Annotated in this window: 18 protein-coding genes; 3 read left to right on the top strand and 15 right to left on the bottom strand. The window is 68.9% G+C overall.

Features of this window, described 5'->3' with window-relative positions; genetic code table 11:
* Positions 1–3 precede the first annotated feature (3 nt).
* On the top strand, positions 4–903 hold the full coding sequence (locus tag GXW78_RS05015) for a dihydrodipicolinate synthase family protein (protein ID WP_211866600.1): 900 nt from the start codon (positions 4–6) through the stop codon (positions 901–903).
* A 4-nt stretch (positions 904–907) separates the two neighbouring features.
* Here GXW78_RS05015 and GXW78_RS05010 read toward each other — a convergent pair whose 3' ends face one another.
* From GXW78_RS05010 to GXW78_RS05000, 3 genes are all read right to left on the bottom strand, one after another.
* Complete coding sequence (locus tag GXW78_RS05010; RefSeq protein ID WP_211866598.1) at positions 908–1,471, bottom strand: HD domain-containing protein; 564 nt, start codon at positions 1,469–1,471, stop codon at positions 908–910.
* 2 nt (positions 1,472–1,473) lie between these two features.
* Positions 1,474–2,946: a SulP family inorganic anion transporter gene (locus GXW78_RS05005; protein WP_211866596.1), complete on the bottom strand. Its 1,473-nt coding sequence runs from the start codon at positions 2,944–2,946 to the stop codon at positions 1,474–1,476.
* Between the two features lie 171 nt (positions 2,947–3,117).
* Entirely contained in the window at positions 3,118–4,212 is a 1,095-nt protein-coding gene (locus GXW78_RS05000; protein WP_211866693.1) for an anhydro-N-acetylmuramic acid kinase, read from the bottom strand.
* A 66-nt stretch (positions 4,213–4,278) separates the two neighbouring features.
* Between GXW78_RS05000 and tyrS the strand changes: the two genes are divergently transcribed.
* The gene (gene tyrS, locus GXW78_RS04995) at positions 4,279–5,505 is read left to right on the top strand and encodes a tyrosine--tRNA ligase (protein ID WP_211866594.1); all 1,227 of its coding nucleotides are present in this window, start codon (positions 4,279–4,281) and stop codon (positions 5,503–5,505) included.
* A gap of 122 nt (positions 5,506–5,627) precedes the next feature.
* Here the strand turns inward: tyrS and GXW78_RS04990 are convergent, their stop codons facing one another.
* From GXW78_RS04990 to parC, 4 genes are all read right to left on the bottom strand, one after another.
* Positions 5,628–5,813, bottom strand: a complete 186-nt coding sequence (locus GXW78_RS04990) for a hypothetical protein (protein WP_211866592.1) — start codon at positions 5,811–5,813, stop codon at positions 5,628–5,630.
* Positions 5,814–5,889: 76 nt separating this feature from the next.
* Positions 5,890–6,336 (bottom strand): DUF6481 family protein, encoded by a 447-nt coding sequence (locus GXW78_RS04985; protein ID WP_211866590.1) that lies wholly within the window; start codon positions 6,334–6,336, stop codon positions 5,890–5,892.
* Between the two features lie 276 nt (positions 6,337–6,612).
* A complete protein-coding gene (locus GXW78_RS04980) occupies positions 6,613–6,819 on the bottom strand; it encodes a cold-shock protein (protein ID WP_211866588.1) in 207 nt (68 codons plus the stop codon).
* A 257-nt stretch (positions 6,820–7,076) separates the two neighbouring features.
* The gene (parC, locus tag GXW78_RS04975; RefSeq protein WP_211866586.1) at positions 7,077–9,302 is read right to left on the bottom strand and encodes a DNA topoisomerase IV subunit A; all 2,226 of its coding nucleotides are present in this window, start codon (positions 9,300–9,302) and stop codon (positions 7,077–7,079) included.
* A 135-nt stretch (positions 9,303–9,437) separates the two neighbouring features.
* Between parC and GXW78_RS04970 the strand changes: the two genes are divergently transcribed.
* The gene (locus tag GXW78_RS04970; protein WP_211866584.1) at positions 9,438–9,749 is read left to right on the top strand and encodes a hypothetical protein; all 312 of its coding nucleotides are present in this window, start codon (positions 9,438–9,440) and stop codon (positions 9,747–9,749) included.
* Positions 9,750–9,799: 50 nt separating this feature from the next.
* On the opposite strand, the gene recO is transcribed toward GXW78_RS04970, so the two are convergent.
* From recO to folK, 8 genes are all read right to left on the bottom strand, one after another.
* Positions 9,800–10,534: a DNA repair protein RecO gene (gene recO, locus GXW78_RS04965; protein ID WP_211866691.1), complete on the bottom strand. Its 735-nt coding sequence runs from the start codon at positions 10,532–10,534 to the stop codon at positions 9,800–9,802.
* A 16-nt stretch (positions 10,535–10,550) separates the two neighbouring features.
* Complete coding sequence (gene era / locus GXW78_RS04960) at positions 10,551–11,450, bottom strand: GTPase Era (RefSeq protein ID WP_211866582.1); 900 nt, start codon at positions 11,448–11,450, stop codon at positions 10,551–10,553.
* Positions 11,447–12,115 carry a ribonuclease III gene (rnc, locus tag GXW78_RS04955; RefSeq protein ID WP_211866580.1) on the bottom strand — a complete coding sequence of 223 codons (669 nt, stop codon included), beginning with the start codon at positions 12,113–12,115 and terminating at the stop codon, positions 11,447–11,449. The genes era and rnc overlap by 4 nt, the downstream gene beginning before the upstream one ends.
* Positions 12,112–12,864 (bottom strand): signal peptidase I, encoded by a 753-nt coding sequence (gene lepB / locus GXW78_RS04950; RefSeq protein WP_211866578.1) that lies wholly within the window; start codon positions 12,862–12,864, stop codon positions 12,112–12,114. The genes rnc and lepB overlap by 4 nt, the downstream gene beginning before the upstream one ends.
* Before the next feature lie 88 nt (positions 12,865–12,952).
* Complete coding sequence (gene acpS, locus GXW78_RS04945) at positions 12,953–13,360, bottom strand: holo-ACP synthase (protein ID WP_211866576.1); 408 nt, start codon at positions 13,358–13,360, stop codon at positions 12,953–12,955.
* Between the two features lie 106 nt (positions 13,361–13,466).
* The gene (locus GXW78_RS04940) at positions 13,467–15,749 is read right to left on the bottom strand and encodes a RelA/SpoT family protein (protein ID WP_211866689.1); all 2,283 of its coding nucleotides are present in this window, start codon (positions 15,747–15,749) and stop codon (positions 13,467–13,469) included.
* A gap of 12 nt (positions 15,750–15,761) precedes the next feature.
* Positions 15,762–16,154, bottom strand: a complete 393-nt coding sequence (gene rpoZ / locus GXW78_RS04935) for a DNA-directed RNA polymerase subunit omega (RefSeq protein ID WP_211866574.1) — start codon at positions 16,152–16,154, stop codon at positions 15,762–15,764.
* 290 nt (positions 16,155–16,444) lie between these two features.
* The gene (gene folK, locus GXW78_RS04930) at positions 16,445–16,981 is read right to left on the bottom strand and encodes a 2-amino-4-hydroxy-6-hydroxymethyldihydropteridine diphosphokinase (protein ID WP_246521871.1); all 537 of its coding nucleotides are present in this window, start codon (positions 16,979–16,981) and stop codon (positions 16,445–16,447) included.
* Positions 16,982–17,049: the final 68 nt, after the last annotated feature.

The following is a 17,049-nucleotide window of genomic DNA, read 5'->3' as shown; positions in this document are numbered from 1 at the left end:
GCCGTGGCGGCGTTCCGAGGCGTCTGGCCGATCCTCTATGCCTTCTTCGATGTGGAAGAACGGCTCGACCGCGCGGCGATGCGCGCGCAGGTCGAAGCCTGCATCCGCGGCGGCGCGCACGGCATCGCCGTGCTCGGGCTCGTCACGGAGTTCCACAAGCTGACGTTGGAGGAACGGCGCACGATCATCGACTGGGTGCTGGAGGATGTAGCCGGCCGCGTGCCTGTGGCCGTGACGGTGAACGAATCGGGCGTGGCCGCGGCGCTGGAGGTTGCCCGCGCGGCGGAGGCGGCCGGTGCGGCCTGGCTGGTGCTGCAGCCGCCGCAGATGGCGGGCATGAACGAGGCCGCGCTGATCCGCTTCATGGGTGCGTTGGCCGAAGGCGTGTCGATCCCCTGCGGACCGCAGAACAATCCGTCGATGATGGACGTCGCCCTGTCGGCTTCGGCGCTGCGCACGCTGAACCGCCACCACCCGCAGTTCCGCATGATGAAGGGTGAAGGGCCGATCCTGTACGTTCAGCGGCTGATCGAGGAGACCGAGGGGGCGTTCTCGATCTTCAACGGGCTGGCGGGGCTTGAGCTGACGGATACGCACCGGATCGGCTGCGCGGGGATGATCCCTGCCCCCGACGTCTTCGACGTGCAGGCGCGCATCTGGGACTTGATGGACGCCGGCGACGAGGATGCCGCGGAGGCGCTGCATCGTTCCGTCCTGCCGCTCGCGACCTTCATGATGATGCCGCGCACGGCGGAGCACTTCGCCGCCTATGGCAAGCCGTTCTTCGCGACGCGGGCGGGGATCGCGGCGGTCCATCCGCGGCGGCCCTGCGTCGAGCCGCATTCGTTGGGGGCGGCGATCCTGGAGCGGCTGGGGCGGGGGTTGCCGTCGCTCGCGGGATGAAGCGTCAGCCCATCCGCGTGCGCGTCGCCGCGTCGATCTGCTCGCGGATCGCGGCGAGGAGCGGATGCGCATCGGTGCGCGACCGCCCGTAGTCGAGGTTGAAGGCGTAGTCGAAGCCGGGCGCATTCGCGCCCTGGCTGTGCTGCAGGATCGTCTCCAGCTTGTCGAAGCCCTTGGCGAGGACGGCCTCCGGGGTTGCCCCCGCCTCGTACTCCGCGGCGAGGGACAGGATCCCGGTGCGGATATCGTCGGGCAGCGGCGCTACCAGGGCCTCGAGGTCGGCGCGCTCACGCGCCGCACGCCCATCGTCCGGCGCCTGGTCCACTGCCGGCACGTCGCCGGACAGCGCCTCCCCCAGATCGTGGACGACGCAGATCCGAAACAGCCGCGCGAGGTCGATCCCCGGCAGTTCGCGGGCGAAGACCAGCACCATCAGGCACAGGCGCCACGTGTGTTCGGCCGTGCTTTCCGGCCGGCCGCCGCTGGTGCGTCCGGATCGTAGCACGTCCTTCAGGCGCTCGGCCTCCCGCAGGAAGGCGAGCGTGCGGGCGATGTCCTCCGCGGTCATCGTCAGTGCCCTCCCGTCGGCAACGCGTCGGCCTTGTCGTGCCGGGCGAGCCTGTCGACCAGCGTGCGGCTCGCCTCGTTCATGCCGGCGATCTCCACGGGAATGCCGTGGTGGCGGAACTTCAGCACCACGCGGTCCAGCGCGTTGATCGCGGTGATGTCCCAGAAATGCGCGGCCTGGACGTCGATCACCACGGCGTCCAGCGGTTCGCGGAAGTCGAAGGCGGCGTGGAACGCCTCGGCGGTCGCGAAGAATATTTGTCCGGTCACGCGGTAGCGCCGCACACCACCTTCCAGTGCCGATGAGACGCCGAAGAAGCGCGAGACCTTCTGCGCGAAGAACAGCCCCGAGAGGATGACGCCGACCAGCACGCCCTTGGCAAGGTCATGCGTCAGGACCACGACGACGACGGTCGCCAGCATCACGATGCTGGACGATCTCGGATGCGTCACCAGCGTCCGCAGCGACCGCCACTGGAAGGTGTTGATCGAGACCATGATCATCACCGCGACCAGCGCCGGCATCGGGATCTGCCTCACCCAGTCGCCGAGGACGAGCACGAGGAACAGCAGGAAGCCGCCGGCCCACAGGCAGGACAGCCGCCCCCGCCCGCCGGAGGAGACGTTGATCACCGACTGGCCGATCATCGCGCAGCCCGCCATGCCGCCGAACAGGCCGGAGACGATGTTGCCCAGCCCCTGCCCGCTGCATTCGCGGTTCTTGTCGGAGGTGGTGTCGGTCATCTCGTCGATGATCGCGGCCGTCATCAGGCTTTCAAGCAGCCCGATCATCGCGAGCGTCGCCGCATAGGGCAGGACGATGCGCAGCGTCTCGAGGTTGAAAGGCACGCTAGGCAGCGCGAAGCCGGGGAATTCCGTCGGCAGTTGCCCCATGTCGCCCACGGTGCGGAAGTCCCAGCCCGCGGCGATCGTTACCACCGTCAGCAACACGATCGTCACCAGCGCCGAGGGCACGGCATTCGTCACGCGCGGCAGCAGGTAGATGATGGCGAGCCCGACCGCGACCATGGCGTAGACCTGCCAGCCCATGCCGATCACCTCCGGCATCTGCGCGAGGAAGATCAGGATGGCGAGCGCATTGACGAAGCCCGTGACGACCGAGCGCGAGACGAAGCGCATCAGGTCGCCGAGCCGCAGGAACCGCGCGGCGATCTGCAGCACCCCGGTCAGCACGGTGGCGGCGAACAGGTAGTCCACTCCGTGGTCGCGGACCAGCGTCACCATGACGAGCGCCGTTGCACCGGTCGCCGCCGAAATCATCGCCGGCCGGCCGCCCGTGATCGCGGTGACGATGGCGATCCAGAACGAGGCATAGAGGCCGAGCTTCGGGTCGACCCCCGCGATGATGGAGAAGGCGATCGCCTCGGGGATCAGGGCGAGGGCGACGACGGTGCCGGCGAGCAGGTCGCGCGTGACGTTGGGCGACCATTCGTCGCGCAGCTTGGACAAGGACATGACGGGAACTCTGGAAAGGGCACGCGGCAGGGCCGCCACGCGACGATCGCGGACGGCGGGACGGAATCGGGTTCCGTCAGGTCAGGGCGGCGTGGGCCGGTCGGCGCGAGGCGTCATCGCTACGAGCGTCGCATGCTGTCTTTTGCGGCGCAACATGCCTTGGAATCGTGGCTACAGCAGCGATCCCACGATCCGCCCCCCGGTCAGCGCCCGCGGCGCCCCAGTCGTCCCGGGAAAGGTGATCGGCATCTTCCGCGCCACCCGCGCCGCCAGCAGCCCGAAGGCCTGTGCCTCCAGCGCATCCCCGTCCCACCCTGCGACCTCCACCGGCCGCACCGGTTCCTCCAGTGCGCCGGCGAGTGCCTTCATGATCGCGGGGTTCCGCCGGCCACCGCCAGCGACAAGCCATTGCAGCGGCGGTTCCGGGAACAGCCGCGCCGCCGCCGCGACGCACACGGCGCAGAAGGCGCAGAGCGTCGCCGCGCCGTCGGCGGCCGAGAGCTCCGCTGCCCCTGCCTCCTTCAAGGCCCGGTCGAAATCCAGCCGGTCGAGCGATTTCGGCGGCGGCGCGGTCAGATACCGATGCGCCATCAGCCGCCCCAGCACGGCGCCGTCCGCCTGGCCCGCCAGCGCGAGCTTGCCTGCCGCGTCGTAGTCCTTCCCCGTATGCTGCCGCGCCCAATCGTCCAGCGGGCCGTTCGCCGGGCCGGTGTCGAAGGCCAGCATCTCGCCATCCGGCCCCAGCCAGGTGACGTTGCCGACGCCGCCCAGGTTCAGGATCGCGAGGGGCTTCGGAAGCGGCGCGGCGAGCGCGCGGTGGAACACCGGCACCAGCGGCGCCCCCTGCCCGCCCGCCGCGACATCGGCGCTGCGGAAATCATGGGCGACCGTCATCCCCGTTCGCTTCGCCAGCGACACCGCATCCCCCACCTGCCAGGTGAACGGCGTGAAGTTCCGCCCCGCGACCGGCGGCCGGTGCAGGATGGTCTGGCCGTGGAAGCCGATCAGGTCGGCATCGAGGCGCAGCGCCTCAACGGCCTCCCCGTGGCGGTCGGTCAGGCGCTTCACGGCGTCCAGCAGCTCCGGGTCATCCCCGGCCAGGGTATCGGCTCGGTCCAGCAGCCCGCGCAGCGCCCGGCGCAGAGCCGGGTCGTAGGGCAGGGTCAGCCGGGGGCCGATCCGCCCGATCGTCTCACCGTCCGTTTCGAGGTAGGCGGCATCCACCCCGTCCAGCGAGGTCCCGCTCATCAGCCCGATGGTTCTCAGCATGCGGGCAACGTGCTAGCCCCCCAGCCCTTCCGGCGGAAGTCCCGGCGTGAACAGGATGTGACAATGACCGGCCCGAACAGCGATTTCCTGCGCATTGCCAAGGAACGCGGCTACATCCACCAGACCACCGACGAGGCGGCGCTGGATGCGGCCCTGCTGAAGGGTGGGCTCACTGCCTATATCGGCTATGACTGCACGGCCGACAGCCTGCATGTCGGCCACCTGATGCCGACGATGCTGCTGCGCCTGTTGCAGAAGACCGGCGGCAAGCCGATCGCGCTGATCGGCGGCGGCACCACCAAGGTCGGCGACCCGTCCTTCCGCGACGAGCAGCGCCCGCTGCTCTCCGACGAGACCATCGAGGTGAACAAGGTCGGCATCCGCCGCACCTTCGACGCGCTGCTGGACTTCAAGGCCGGCGCATTGATGCTCGACAACGCGGAATGGCTGGATGAGCTGCGCTACATCCCCTTCCTGCGCGATGTCGGCCGGCATTTCAGCGTGAACCGCATGCTGACGATGGACAGCGTGCGGAACCGGCTGGAGCGCGACCAGCCGTTCAGCTTCCTCGAATTCAACTACATGCTGCTGCAGTCCTACGACTTCCTGGAGCTGCACCGCCGGCACGGCGTGGCGTTGCAGATGGGCGGGTCGGACCAGTGGGGCAACATCGTCATGGGGGCCGACCTGATCCGCCGCATGGCGGGCGGCGAGGCGCATGCGCTGACGACACCGCTGCTGACCACCGCCTCGGGTGCCAAGATGGGCAAGACGGCGGCGGGCGCGGTGTGGCTGAACCCGGACCGCCTGAGCCCTTATGACTACTGGCAGTTCTGGCGGAACACCGAGGACGCCGATGTCGGCCGTTTCCTCGCCCTATTCACCGAGATGCCGATGGACGAGGTCCGCCGGCTCGGCGCGCTGCAAGGCGCGGAAGTGAATGACGCGAAGAAGATCCTCGCCACCGAGGCGACGGCCCTGCTGCACGGCCGGGATGCCGCCGACACCGCCGCCGAGACGGCGCGGCGTGCCTTCGAGGAAGGTGCCGCGGCCGATACGCTGCCGACCATCACGGCTTCCCTGCCCGCCCCCTTCATCGACCTTGCGGTGCAGGCGGGGCTCGCCGGGTCGAAGGGCGAAGCACGGCGCCTGATCGCGCAGAACGGGCTACGGCTGAACGACGCCGTCGTGACGGATGCGGCCGCGACCGTAAGCGTGGCGGATCTGACCGATGGCGCGGCGAAGCTGTCGGCCGGGCGGAAGCGGCACGTGCTGGTGCGCGCTGCCTGACGCAATCCTCGGCGGTGGGGCGCCGTCCAGGAGGTACGGCGGCCTCGGCCGCCGCCCTCATCGCGGGCCTGGAAAGGCGCGGCCGTTTGCCGCCGGACGACGCCGCGGCAATGGAAGTCGCGTCAGCGGCGCGCCTTGCCCTTCGCGATCTCCCGCTCAAGCTGCGAGCGCTCGGTCATGCCCGTCCGGCGCATGATCTCCCGCACGATGGCCGCGGAAATCCGGTGCCGCTTGGCCAGCAGCGCGACGTCCGCCTCGATTTCCGCGTCGGATTTCGCCGTGGAAGCGGCGACGAGAGGGAGTGTCATGGGATTGTCCTGACCTGCGGCGGCCGCCAGGCGGCCGCCCGAGTGGTGAAGCGCCGCTGATTGCGACGCTGCGGGATTACTTTCGACGCGCCTTGCGCGCGGCGTAGCGCGCATCGCGCATCGCCTTCTGCTCCGCGGCCAGTGCCAGGGCGCGCGCCTTCTTTTCCGCATCGAGCAGCGCAGCGCGCTGTTCCTGTTCCATGGCGGCGACCTCGGCGGCGCGCTCGGCCTCGGCCTGCTGCCGTGCGGCTTCGGCGGCCAGGCGGGCCAGTTCGGCCTGTCGCGCGGCTTCCTCGGCCTCGAGGCGCTTCGCCTCAGCCGCGGCGGCCTCGCGCTGCGCCTCACGCTCGGCGAGCCGCTCGGCGCGGCGCTGTTCGCGGGCTTCAGCCACAGCGACCTGCGCAGCGAGGCGCGCCTGCACGGCCGGGTCATCCGGTCCGGGCTGCTGGCGGAACCTCTCGATCATCGTCTTGCGGGCAGCCGCCGCAGAGTCGCGGCGGGAGTTGAAGTCGTCGCGCTTCATGCCTTGCATCGTGGCTTACTGCTGTCCTTCATCAGTGGGGTCGCGGGGTATTCGGATGATCTGGCGGATCTCGGCGGCCGCCAGGCCCCCGGGAGGCGGCGCAACGGCGCCAGGGCAGTAGAAGCGGTGGTCGCGCGGTCAGTCCGTGCACCACGCGCGCCGCGCATGGCGATGCGGCATACACCTCATTCTCGTTCTTGGCGACGCTGCCCAGGGACAGCGCCGCAAGCTATCGTCCGGCCAGCGCGTTGCGCCGGCTACGGTCGAAACGGCGTGTCAGACCCGGCGCAGGTTGGTCGCGGACATCTTGCCCTGCTGACCGCGCTGGAGCTCGAACTCGAGCTTGTCGCCCTCGTTCGGCGTGCCGATGCCCGAACGCTCCACGTCGGAGATGTGCACGAACACATCCTTCGAGCCGTCGTCAGGCTGAATAAAACCATAACCCTTGGTTGCGTTGAACCACTTGATGGTGCCGGTGGACATGAGTGCTTTCCTTCTTGCGCACTACTGCGGCCGCGCCGAAATGGCTCGTCCGATCAATCTTCTGCTGGAGGACGAGCGGCCCAACGCTCGATCGGGAGCAAAGAGGGCGCAGCGCATCGAGAAAAGCTGACGCAGGCGATATAGCGCATCATCGACCGGATTTTAAGCCCCGGCGACCCGATTGGCACGCATGCCGGCCAGGGTTCGATCTCGGGCCACGGGCGCGCAGGTCGGTGCATCGGGAACCGTTCCCTCGCCTACTCGAACCGGTTGGCCTTCGGGAACCCGTTCGGCGGCGCCTTGCCGGCCCCGGCGCGGTTGCCGGCCCAGGCCCGCAGGTCCGTCTCCGTCCGCGTACGCCCGCCCAGCGTCCAGGACAGGCCCTCCGCCTTCGCGAAGACCTTCGCGTCCGACAACCCGCCATCGCGATAGGCCTGGAGCTGCACACCGCGCCCGCGCGACAGCTCCGGCACCTGTTCCAGCGGGAAAACGAGCAGCTTGCGGTTCTGGCCGATCACCGCGACGGCGTCGCCCTCGGCCGGCGTGCAGACCGCGGCCTCGGTCGTACCATCGACGTTCAGCACCTGCTTGCCGGTGCGCTTTTCCGCCAGCAGATCCTCGCCCTTCACGACGAAGCCCTTGCCGTCCGATGCGGCGACGAGGAAACGCTTGCCGTCCTCATGCACGAACATGGTGACGACCGCGTCCTCGTTCGTCAGGTCGATCATCAGGCGCACAGGCTGGCCATCGCCGCGGCCGCGCGGAATACCCTCCGCCTTTAGCGTGTAGGCGCGTCCATTCGTCGCGAAGATGACGATGCGATCCGTCGTCTCGGCATGAAGCGCTGCGAACAGGCCGTCCCCTTCCTTGAAGCGGATCTCGCCATCGAGCGGGATGTGCCCCTTCTGCGCGCGGATCCAGCCCTTCTCGGAAAGGATGACGGTGATGTTCTCCTTCTCGACGAAGGCGGTCTCGTCCACCAGCACGGCGGGAAGCTGGCGGTCGGTCTCGGTGCGCCGCTTGCCGAGCGCGCCATCCCCGAACTTCGCGCGCGTCGCGGCGATTTCGTCGGCGATCGCGGCCCAGCGCTTCGTCTCCGAGCCCATCAGCCCCTGCAGCTTCTTCTGTTCGGCCGTGAGCTTCTTGTGCTCCTTGCGGATCTCCATTTCCTCGAGCTTGCGCAGGGAGCGCAGGCGCATGTTGAGGATGGATTCCGCCTGGAGGTCGGTCAGCGAGAAGGTCGCCATCAGGACGGGCTTCGGCTCGTCCTCGGTGCGGATGATGCGGATAACCTCGTCGAGGTTGAGATACGCGATCAGATAGCCGTCGAGGATCTCGAGCCGCCGTGCGATGGCGGCGAGGCGGTGCTCGGTGCGGCGCACCAGGACGACGTGGCGGTGGTCGAGCCAGGCGCGCAGCACCTGCCGCAGGCCCATGACGCGCGGCGTGCGCTCGGCATCCAGCACGTTCATGTTCAGCGGGAACCGCGATTCCAGCGCGGTGGCGCGGAACAGCGTCTCCATCAGCACCTTGTCGTCCACGGTGCGTGACTTCGGTTCCAGCACCAGGCGCACGACGTCGGTGCTTTCGTCCCGCACGTCGCCGAGCAGCGGAAGCTTCTTCTCCTCCAGAAGCTGGGCGATCTGCTCGATCAGCTTCGCCTTCTGGACCTGATACGGGATCTCCGTGACGACGATCTGCCAGGTGCCATTCTTCAGCGCCTCGCGTTCCCATTTCGCACGCACGCGGAAGCCGCCGCGGCCAGTCTCATAGGCCTCGCGGATCGCAGCCTCGGGTTCCACCAGCACGCCGCCGGTCGGGAAGTCGGGGCCCTTGATGTGCTTGAGCAGATCGGCGTTCGGGTCAGCGATCAGCGCCAGTGCGGCGTCGCAGAGTTCCCCGGCATTGTGCGGCGGGATCGACGTCGCCATGCCGACCGCGATGCCCGCCGCGCCATTCGCCAGCAGGTTTGGGAAGGCCGCCGGCAGGACAATGGGCTCGCGTTCCTCGCCGTCATAGGTGGCGCGGAAATCGACTGAATTCTCCTCGATGCCTTCCAGCATCGCCTGGGCGACCTCGGTAAGCCGCGCTTCCGTGTACCGCATGGCCGCGGCGTTATCGCCGTCGATATTGCCGAAGTTCCCCTGGCCCTCGACCAGCGGGTAGCGCGCGGCGAATTCCTGCGCGAGGCGAACCATCGCGTCATAGATCGCGCTGTCGCCATGGGGGTGATACTTGCCCATCACGTCGCCGACGATGCGGGCGCATTTCTTGAAGCCCGAGGCCGGGTCGAGGCGAAGCTGGTGCATCGCCCAGAGCAGCCGGCGATGCACGGGCTTCAGCCCATCGCGCACATCCGGCAGGGAACGCGCGGTGATGGTGGACAGGGCATAGGCGAGGTAGCGCTCGGAGAGGGCGTCGGCGAGCTTCGTCTCGCGTGTCGCGCCGCCGTCGTCGATCGGGGTCGTTACATCATCGGGCATGCGGGGTGATTCGGTCTTTCCCTGTCGGTCGCCTGACTACCACCGGCCAGCCGGCAGGCGCCAGCTGATCGGCGTGCGGGGAGACACGGTCTCCCTGCCCTGTTACGACCCATGCGGTAACATGGAGGAAGCGCAATGAAGCATCTGGTGTGGCGGAAGCTCGGCATCATCGTCCTGCTTCTGGTCCTGCCCTTCGTGCTGTTCTTCGGCTCCTCGGGCAGCACCACGGTGAATGGTCGGGTCGTCTCGGAGTACTCGGTGAACTACCTGGGGATCCTGCTGGCGGTGATCGGGCTCGTCATGTCGGCGAAGGTCGCTTTCCGCCGCAGCGTCTCCGAACGGCTGGACGCCGAGACAACGCCGGGCTGGGTGCGCGGGGCGGCAGCCGTGCTCGCGGTGCTGGCGGTGGCGCAGATCGCGGTACAGGCGGGCTTCATCGCGACCTAGAAGAGCCCGCTCAGGTGAAATCGCCTGAGCTGCGAAGCAAGGAAATAGCTCTAGGCGTCGCCGGCCAGCGCCGCCACGCGGTCCGCCAGCCGGTGGCGCGCCTCCGGTACCGGGCGGTGGCGGGCGCCGAAGGCGTCGCGTTCCAGGAAATGGCCAGTCAGGCGCAACCCTGCATCCCAGCCGGCGGGGTCGCCCGGGTCGTCCGCCAGCAGCAGCGTCGGAAGCGGCAGCAGCCGGTCGAGATAGGGAGCCGCAGCGTCCGCGCAGACCGCCCTGCCCGTCCGCGGCGAGACATGGGTCAGGCCTTCCCGCACGCCGGTGACTGCGCAGGCCGACAGATCCAGGCCGTAGCCAAGTTCCGACAGCACCAGCGCCTCCCACCGCACATAGTCGGCCAGCACCTCCCCCGCCCCACCGGCCATGTGGGCGATGACGGAGACCAGGGCGCGGAAGGCACGCGGATGCGGCTCGCGTTCCGGCAGGGCGTCGGCCGCGATGGCGCAGGCGGAGGACAGCAGCGCCAGCGCCAGCGGGTCCTCCATCGCCAGCGCCGCCGCGGGGTGGACCATCTCGCCCGACACCGCACCGAGTTGATCCGCCAGCCGGGCGATCCAGCGCGCCTCGATCAGGTTGCCGGGCAGCCACAGGCCGGCCTGGGCGCGGGACGAACCGCCCTTGGCGAGGCCGGCATGGCGGCCATGCTCCTCCGTCAGCAGCGTGACGACGGCGCCGCCTTCGCCATGGGGGCGGACCTCCAGCACCACGGCGGGAGCGGTCCATTCCACGCTCATGGCGCGGGCGTCACCCCATGTCCTCGAGGCCGATCGCCCGGATGCGCGCCCGTTCCTCGTCCCATCCGTCCCGTTCCTTCACGTTCAGGAACAGGTGCACCGGGCGTTCCAGCAGCTTGGTCAGCTCGATCCGCGCCGACTGGCCGATGGTCTTGATCCGGCTACCCTTGTCGCCGATCAGGATCGCCTTCTGCGTGGCGCGGGAGACATAGACGGTGCAGTCCACCCGCACCGAGCCATCGGCGTTCTCGGTCCACTGCTCGGTTTCCACCGAGGCATGATGCGGCACTTCCTGATGCGTCTGGCGGAGGATCTGCTCGCGCACGATCTCCGCCGCCAGCATGCGGTTCGGCAGGTCGGTCAGCTCATCCTCGGGGAACAGGTACGGGCCTTCCGGCATCGCCCCCGCCATGTGGTCCTGCAGGCGGTCCACGCCATCGCCCTTCTCGGCCGAGATCATGAAGGTCTCGGCGAAGGGCAGGATGGCATTGAGCTCGGCAGTCAGCGGCAACAGCCGCTCACGCGCTATCAGGTCGGTCTTGTTCAGCGCCAGCCACACAGGCTGGCGGGATTTCGCGAGCCCTTCGGCGATCTTGCGCACCGCATCGGTCAGCCCGGCCCGCGCATCCACGACCAGCAGCGCGACATCGGCATCCTGCGCCCCGCCCCAGGCGGCGGCGACCATGGCGCGGTCGAGCCGCCGTCGCGGCACGAAGATGCCCGGCGTGTCGACCAGGATGACCTGCGCCGTGCCATGCATCAGCACGGCGCGGATGCGGAAGCGCGTGGTCTGCGGCTTGGGGGAGACGATCGTGACCTTGGTGCCGGTGAGCTGGTTCACCAGCGTGGACTTGCCGGCATTGGGGGCGCCGACGATGGCAACCAGGCCGCAGCGTGTCGTCTCGGTCATGCTTCTACCTCCGCCAGCCAGGCTTCCGCCGCCGCCAGCTCCGCCGCGCGCTTCGTGTCGCCCACGCCTTCGGCCTCCCGCCCGGCCGCCAGCACGGCCACGACGAACAGCGGCGCGTGGGACGGCCCGGCCGCCGACACCAGCCGGTAGTGCGGCAGGCCCAGCGCCCGCCCGAGGGTATATTCCTGCAGCCGGTTCTTCGCCGAGACCGGCGGCTTCGCATCGGCCTCGAGCAGCGGCGCCCAGAGCTGGCGGATCACGCCGCGCGCCGCCGCCAGCCCGCCATCACGATAGACGGCACCGAGCAGCGCCTCGACCGCATCCGCCATCACCGTCTGGCGGGCGCGCAGCCCGGCGCGCTCCTCGCCGGGCGGGATGCGGATGGCCGCGGCGAGGTCCATGGCGTCGCCGACCTTCGCCAGCGCCTCCCATGCGACGAGGGCGGAGAGGCGACGGGTCAGGTTGCCTTCGCGCTCGGTCGGGAAGCGTTCGATCAGCCATTCGGCCATGACGAGGCCGAGCACCCGATCACCCAGGAATTCCAGCCTTTCGTTGGAATCGAGCTGGCCGCCGCGCGCGTCGGCGGCGCTGCGGTGGGTCAGCGCCTGCGTCAGCAGCGCCGGATCGGCGAAGCGATGCCCGAGGCGATCCTCGATCCCGCTCATCGGACCGCGGAGAAGATCCGCGTCCAGCGGACGGCGAAGGGCCAGGCCCAGACCTCCCACCAGGAAGCGGAGCCGTCGACCGAGAAGAAGATGAACTCCGCGCGCCCGACCAGGTTCTCGATTGGCACGAAGCCCACCGCATTCATCGCACGGCTGTCGAGGCTGTTGTCGCGGTTGTCGCCCATGGCGAAGACATGGCCAGCGGGAACGCGGAACTCGGGCGTGTTGTCGAAGGGCCCGTCATCGGTCGATTCGAGGATCTGATGCGAAACGGGGGGCTGCCCGTCAGCACCCGGCAGTGTCTCCAGGTAGCGGCGGACGGTGATGCGTGGTCCGTCGCCTTCGACCGTGTAAGGCCCGAGCAGCTCGCGCTGCACCGCCTGGCCGTTGATGTGGAGGATGCCGTTGCGGACCTGGATGCGGTCCCCGGGCAGGCCGATGATGCGCTTGATGTAGTCGGTGGCGCCGTCGCGCGGCAGCTTGAACACCGCGACATCGCCGCGCCGCGGCAGGGAGCCGAAGATGCGGCCTTCAAACAGGTTCGGGCTGAACGGCATGGAATGCCGCGAGTAGCCGTAGGAGAACTTCGATACGAACAGATAGTCGCCCACCAGCAGCGTCGGGATCATGGAGCCGGAGGGGATGTTGAATGGCTCGAAGGCGACGGTGCGAATGCCGATCGCGATCAGCCCGGCGTAGATGATCGTCTTGGCGCTTTCGAGCCAGCCGCCAGTCTTCTTCTTCAGCATGGGATGGGGTGTTTCGACGGCCTGGTCAGGGGTGGGGCGGCGCCGGGCGGCGCGGTCGCGGCAGGGAAGACAGCGGGCGGTCGCGCTGTCAAGGAAGCGGGACGGCGGTGATGACGACCATGGCCTGCGCGTAGGGAAACTCGTCAGTCATGGTGAGGGCGACGTCGGCGCGGTGGCCTGGCGGCGTGATGGCAGCGAGCCGTGCGGCCGCACCCCCTGTCATGCGCAGCGTAGGCTGGCCCGAGGGCAGGTTCACGACGCCGAGATCGCGCCAGAACACCCCGGCGCGGAAGCCGGTGCCGAGCGCCTTCGATGCCGCCTCCTTGGCCGCGAAGCGCTTCGCGTAGGTCGCCGTGCGGATGCGTTCGGTGCGCCGTTCGGCCTTGGCGCGCTCGACCGGCGTGAAGATGCGGTCGAGGAACCGATCCCCGTGCTTCGCGATTGTCTTTTCCAACCGCCGGATATCCAGCACGTCCGACCCGATACCGATGATCATGTGGCTTCGCCTGATGGGCGACCGCGCGTGACCCGGCTTGCCCTGATGACAGATAGAAAAAGGAGGGGACGCGGGGGAGGCCCCTCCCCCGCTCTTTCCTGCTCGCTCACCCGGCCGCCCGATCGACCTGCGTCACGCCCGGACAGGCCCGCAGCGCCGCGAGGATGGCCGTCAGATGCGCGGTGTCGCGCACCTCAACATCCGCGAGCACCTCGCACCAGTCGCCGGAGCGGTGAACGATGCGCAGGTTGTTCACCGCGCCTTCCTGCTTGGCGATGGCGGTGGTCAGCCCGGCGAGGGCGTTGGGGCTGTTCTCGGCGGTGATCTCGATGCGCCCGACATGGGTGCCGCGCACGCCGCCATCATATTCCCAGTCCACGTCGATGAAGCGCTCGGGCGTGGCGGCGAAGGCTTCCAGGCTGTGGCAGTCGTTGCGATGGATCGTCACGCCGCGGCCGGTGGTGACGATGCCGACGATGCGGTCCCCGGGCAGCGGGTGGCAGCAGCCCGCGAAGTGCACCGCCATGCCAGCGACGAGGCCGGTGATGCCCATGGCCGCGTCGGAGCGCCGCAGGCCGGGCGACCGGTCGGCCTTGCCCGGCGTCAGCAGTTGCCCCGCGCCGAGCCGGCCGCGCGGGCGGGCGAGCGGCATCTGGTCGATGCTGCGGGCGGTGCTGCGCAGTTCCGGCACGGCGGCGTTCAGCACGTCGCGCGGGGTGAGGTTGCCCGAGGCGACGACGACGCAGAGCGTCTCGAAATCCGGTTGCTTGAGCGCCTTCAGCGCGGGCTCGACGAGCTTCTCCGAGAAATCGAGGCCGGCGGCGCGGAAGGCCTTGGCGATGGCGGCGCGGCCGTCTTCCTTCTGCGTCGCGCGCTGGCGGGCATGGACGAAGCGGCGGATGCGGGCCCGCGCCTTGCCGGTGACGACGAAGCGTTCCCAGGCGGGGTTCGGCGTGCCGCCGCGGGCAGTGATGATCTCGACCTGGTCGCCGTTCTCCAGCGTGTGGCGCAGCGGGACGATCTTGCCGTTGACCTTGGCGCCGACCGTGTTGTCGCCGACCTGGGAATGCACCTGATAGGCGAAGTCTACCGGCGTCGCACCGCGCGGGAGTTCGATCAGGTCGCCCTTCGGCGTGAAGCAGAAGACCTGGTCGCGATGCAGCTCCAGCTTGGTGTGTTCGAGGAATTCCTGCGGCTCGGCGGCGGATTCCAAGATCTCCAGCAGGTCGCGCACCCAGGGGTAGCGCTTGCGCGTCGGCGCCGCGCCCTCGCCCTGCTTGTAGATCCAATGCGCCGCGACGCCGAATTCCGCGACCTCATGCATCTCACGCGTGCGGATCTGCACCTCGATCTTGGCGTTGCGGCGCTGCGGCACGGTCACGCCGGTGTGCAGCGACTGGTAGCCGTTCGTCTTCGGCGTGCTGATCCAGTCCTTGAAGCGGCCGGGCACGACGCGATAGGCGGAATGGATGGCGCCGAGCGCCGCGTAGCAATCGTGCTTGTCCTTCACGATGACGCGGAAGGCCATGATGTCGGACAGCTGCTCGAACGCCACGTTCTTGCGCTGCATCTTGAGCCAGATGGAATAGGGCGACTTCTCGCGCCCCAGGATCTCGACGTCGAACACGCCGTTCTCGGCCAGGACGCGGCGGACATCCTGCTCGATTTCCTCGATCAGGTCGGCGCCCTGGCCACGAAGGTAGGTCAGCCGGGCGGCGATGGTCTGCCACGCATCCTGGTTGATCTCGCGGAAGGAGAGCGTCTCGATCTCGGTCTTGAGCGCATCCATGCCGATGCGCTCGGCGAGCGGGGCGTAGATCTCGATCGTCTCACGCGCCGTGCGGACGCGCTTGGCCGGATCGCCCTTGCCGCCCAGCGTGCGCATGTTGTGCAGCCGGTCAGCGAGCTTGACGAGCAGGACGCGAATGTCCTCGCTCATCGCCAGCACCAGCTTGCGGAAGTTCTCCGCCTGCTTCGTGCGCTCCGACTGCAGTTCCAGTCGCGTCAGCTTGGTGACGCCGTCGACCAGCCGGGCGACTTCCTTGCCGAAGCGCTTTTCGAGTTCGGCCAGGGTGACGCCGGTATCCTCGACCGTGTCGTGCAGCAGCGCCGTCGCGACCGTCGCGGCATCCAGCCGGTAGCCGGCGAGGATGTCGGCCACCGCCAGCGGGTGGACGATATAGGGCTGCCCGTCGTCGCGGCGCTGCGGCGCATGCGCCTCCGCGGCCAACGCGTAGGCGTCCTCGATCAGACGGAGATCGGCGCGGGGATCATAGGCGGCGACCTTCCGCGCGAGCTCCGCGCCGGGGTTGGTCGCCTCCTGAGTGCGCAGGCCCTCGGGAGCCTGCGCCGGGCCGGTTCGATGGGTGCCTGCGGCGCCCTGGCCCATGGGCATGTGGCCTTAGCGCTTGCCGCCCAGTTCCGCCGCCAACGCGGCTTCGAGGTCGTCGGGGGAGAATTCCTCGGTGGCGGTCTCGGGCAGGGTTTCTTCCTGCACTTCCATGATGCCGAAGATGTTCTCGTCGGTGGCGATGATGTCCATCACCTCCTCCTCGGCGGGCTCGGGCTCCGGCGCGCGGGACAGCGACTTGATCAGGTCGCCTTCCAGGGCGGTGAGCTCGACCTTCTCCTCGGCGATCTCGCGAAGCGCGACGACCGGGTTCTTGTCGTTGTCACGCTCGACCTCGATCGACTCGCCACGGCTGATGTTGCGCGCCCGCTGGGCAGCGAGCAGGACCAGCTCGAAGCGGTTCGGGATCTTCTCGATGCAGTCTTCGACGGTAACGCGCGCCATGGAGGCTCCAAACACGTTGGGGGCGCGCGGAAGGGGGGTTCCGGGCGCCCGGATAAGCCGGTGAACACTCCACATAGCCATGGCATGTGCCACGGGCAAGGGTGTTGAAGGCCGGGAATGAGCTTCACCTCTCCCAGCAAAGCCTGGAAGGTCCTTGAAAATCGTTCCCTCTGGCGCGCCCTGAACCCACCTTCCACGATGCGGCGCCATGAAACCCTGGCCGAAGCGTGCGCAGTTCCATGCGCAGGAACGCCTGACCGCGATCATCAAATCAAGGTGTTTGAGTGCATTCAGGCACTTGGACGCGAAGGAGGGCATCCCTCTGCAACCCGACGTATCTCCTGCCCCGCCACGGTCTCCGTCAGCACCTCCACCGACTGCCCCAGCGCCGGGTGCATCCATCCAGGCGCCACTTCCGCCAGTGGCCGCAGCACGAAGGCCCGCAGATGCGCCCGTGGATGCGGCAGCACCGGCGGCGGCGCGTCCCGAACCCGGCCACCCAGGTCGATCAGGTCCAGATCCAGCACCCGCGGCGCGTTGAGGTAGGGCCGAACCCGTCCGGCCTCGTCCTCGATCGCATGCAGGGCCGCGAGCAGCGCCTCGGGTTCCGCCTTACCCTCCAGCCGCACCACGCCGTTGATATAGGGCGGGGTTCCCGGGTCGGGCGGGATCGGCGCCGACTCCCACCATGACGACACCGCCAGCAGCCGCATGCCGCGCAGCGTCGCGAGCCGCCGGACCACCCAGCGGCAGGTCTCGATGGCCGGCGTCCCGTCTGCCTGCGGCAGATTGGCCCCGATAGCGACCAGCGCCATCTCAGCGCCCATGACAGTTCCACGCGAAGCGTGTAGCGCACACCGGCCGGGACGATCGGGGCAGTGGACGGAGAGTGACG

The organism is Neoroseomonas terrae, assembly GCF_018129025.1.
Lineage (GTDB): Bacteria > Pseudomonadota > Alphaproteobacteria > Acetobacterales > Acetobacteraceae > Neoroseomonas > Neoroseomonas terrae.
Note: the sequence above shows the minus strand (reverse complement) of the source record. Positions and strands in the feature narration are given on the sequence as shown.

What these genes read in the sequence shown, in the direction of transcription:
- lepB (WP_211866578.1), bottom strand. Translation starts at nt 12,864, where the DNA reads ATGCTGAAGAAGAAGACTGGCGGCTGGCTCGAAAGCGCCAAGACGATC.
- GXW78_RS04940 (WP_211866689.1), bottom strand. Translation starts at nt 15,749, where the DNA reads ATGGGCCAGGGCGCCGCAGGCACCCATCGAACCGGCCCGGCGCAGGCT.
- acpS (WP_211866576.1), bottom strand. Translation starts at nt 13,360, where the DNA reads ATGATCATCGGTATCGGGTCGGACGTGCTGGATATCCGGCGGTTGGAA.
- GXW78_RS05005 (WP_211866596.1), bottom strand. Translation starts at nt 2,946, where the DNA reads ATGTCCTTGTCCAAGCTGCGCGACGAATGGTCGCCCAACGTCACGCGC.
- rnc (WP_211866580.1), bottom strand. Translation starts at nt 12,115, where the DNA reads ATGAGCGGGATCGAGGATCGCCTCGGGCATCGCTTCGCCGATCCGGCG.
- rpoZ (WP_211866574.1), bottom strand. Translation starts at nt 16,154, where the DNA reads ATGGCGCGCGTTACCGTCGAAGACTGCATCGAGAAGATCCCGAACCGC.
- GXW78_RS04985 (WP_211866590.1), bottom strand. Translation starts at nt 6,336, where the DNA reads ATGAAGCGCGACGACTTCAACTCCCGCCGCGACTCTGCGGCGGCTGCC.
- GXW78_RS04980 (WP_211866588.1), bottom strand. Translation starts at nt 6,819, where the DNA reads ATGTCCACCGGCACCATCAAGTGGTTCAACGCAACCAAGGGTTATGGT.
- GXW78_RS04990 (WP_211866592.1), bottom strand. Translation starts at nt 5,813, where the DNA reads ATGACACTCCCTCTCGTCGCCGCTTCCACGGCGAAATCCGACGCGGAA.
- folK (WP_246521871.1), bottom strand. Translation starts at nt 16,981, where the DNA reads ATGGGCGCTGAGATGGCGCTGGTCGCTATCGGGGCCAATCTGCCGCAG.
- parC (WP_211866586.1), bottom strand. Translation starts at nt 9,302, where the DNA reads ATGCCCGATGATGTAACGACCCCGATCGACGACGGCGGCGCGACACGC.
- GXW78_RS05010 (WP_211866598.1), bottom strand. Translation starts at nt 1,471, where the DNA reads ATGACCGCGGAGGACATCGCCCGCACGCTCGCCTTCCTGCGGGAGGCC.
- era (WP_211866582.1), bottom strand. Translation starts at nt 11,450, where the DNA reads ATGACCGAGACGACACGCTGCGGCCTGGTTGCCATCGTCGGCGCCCCC.
- GXW78_RS04970 (WP_211866584.1), top strand. Translation starts at nt 9,438, where the DNA reads ATGAAGCATCTGGTGTGGCGGAAGCTCGGCATCATCGTCCTGCTTCTG.
- tyrS (WP_211866594.1), top strand. Translation starts at nt 4,279, where the DNA reads ATGACCGGCCCGAACAGCGATTTCCTGCGCATTGCCAAGGAACGCGGC.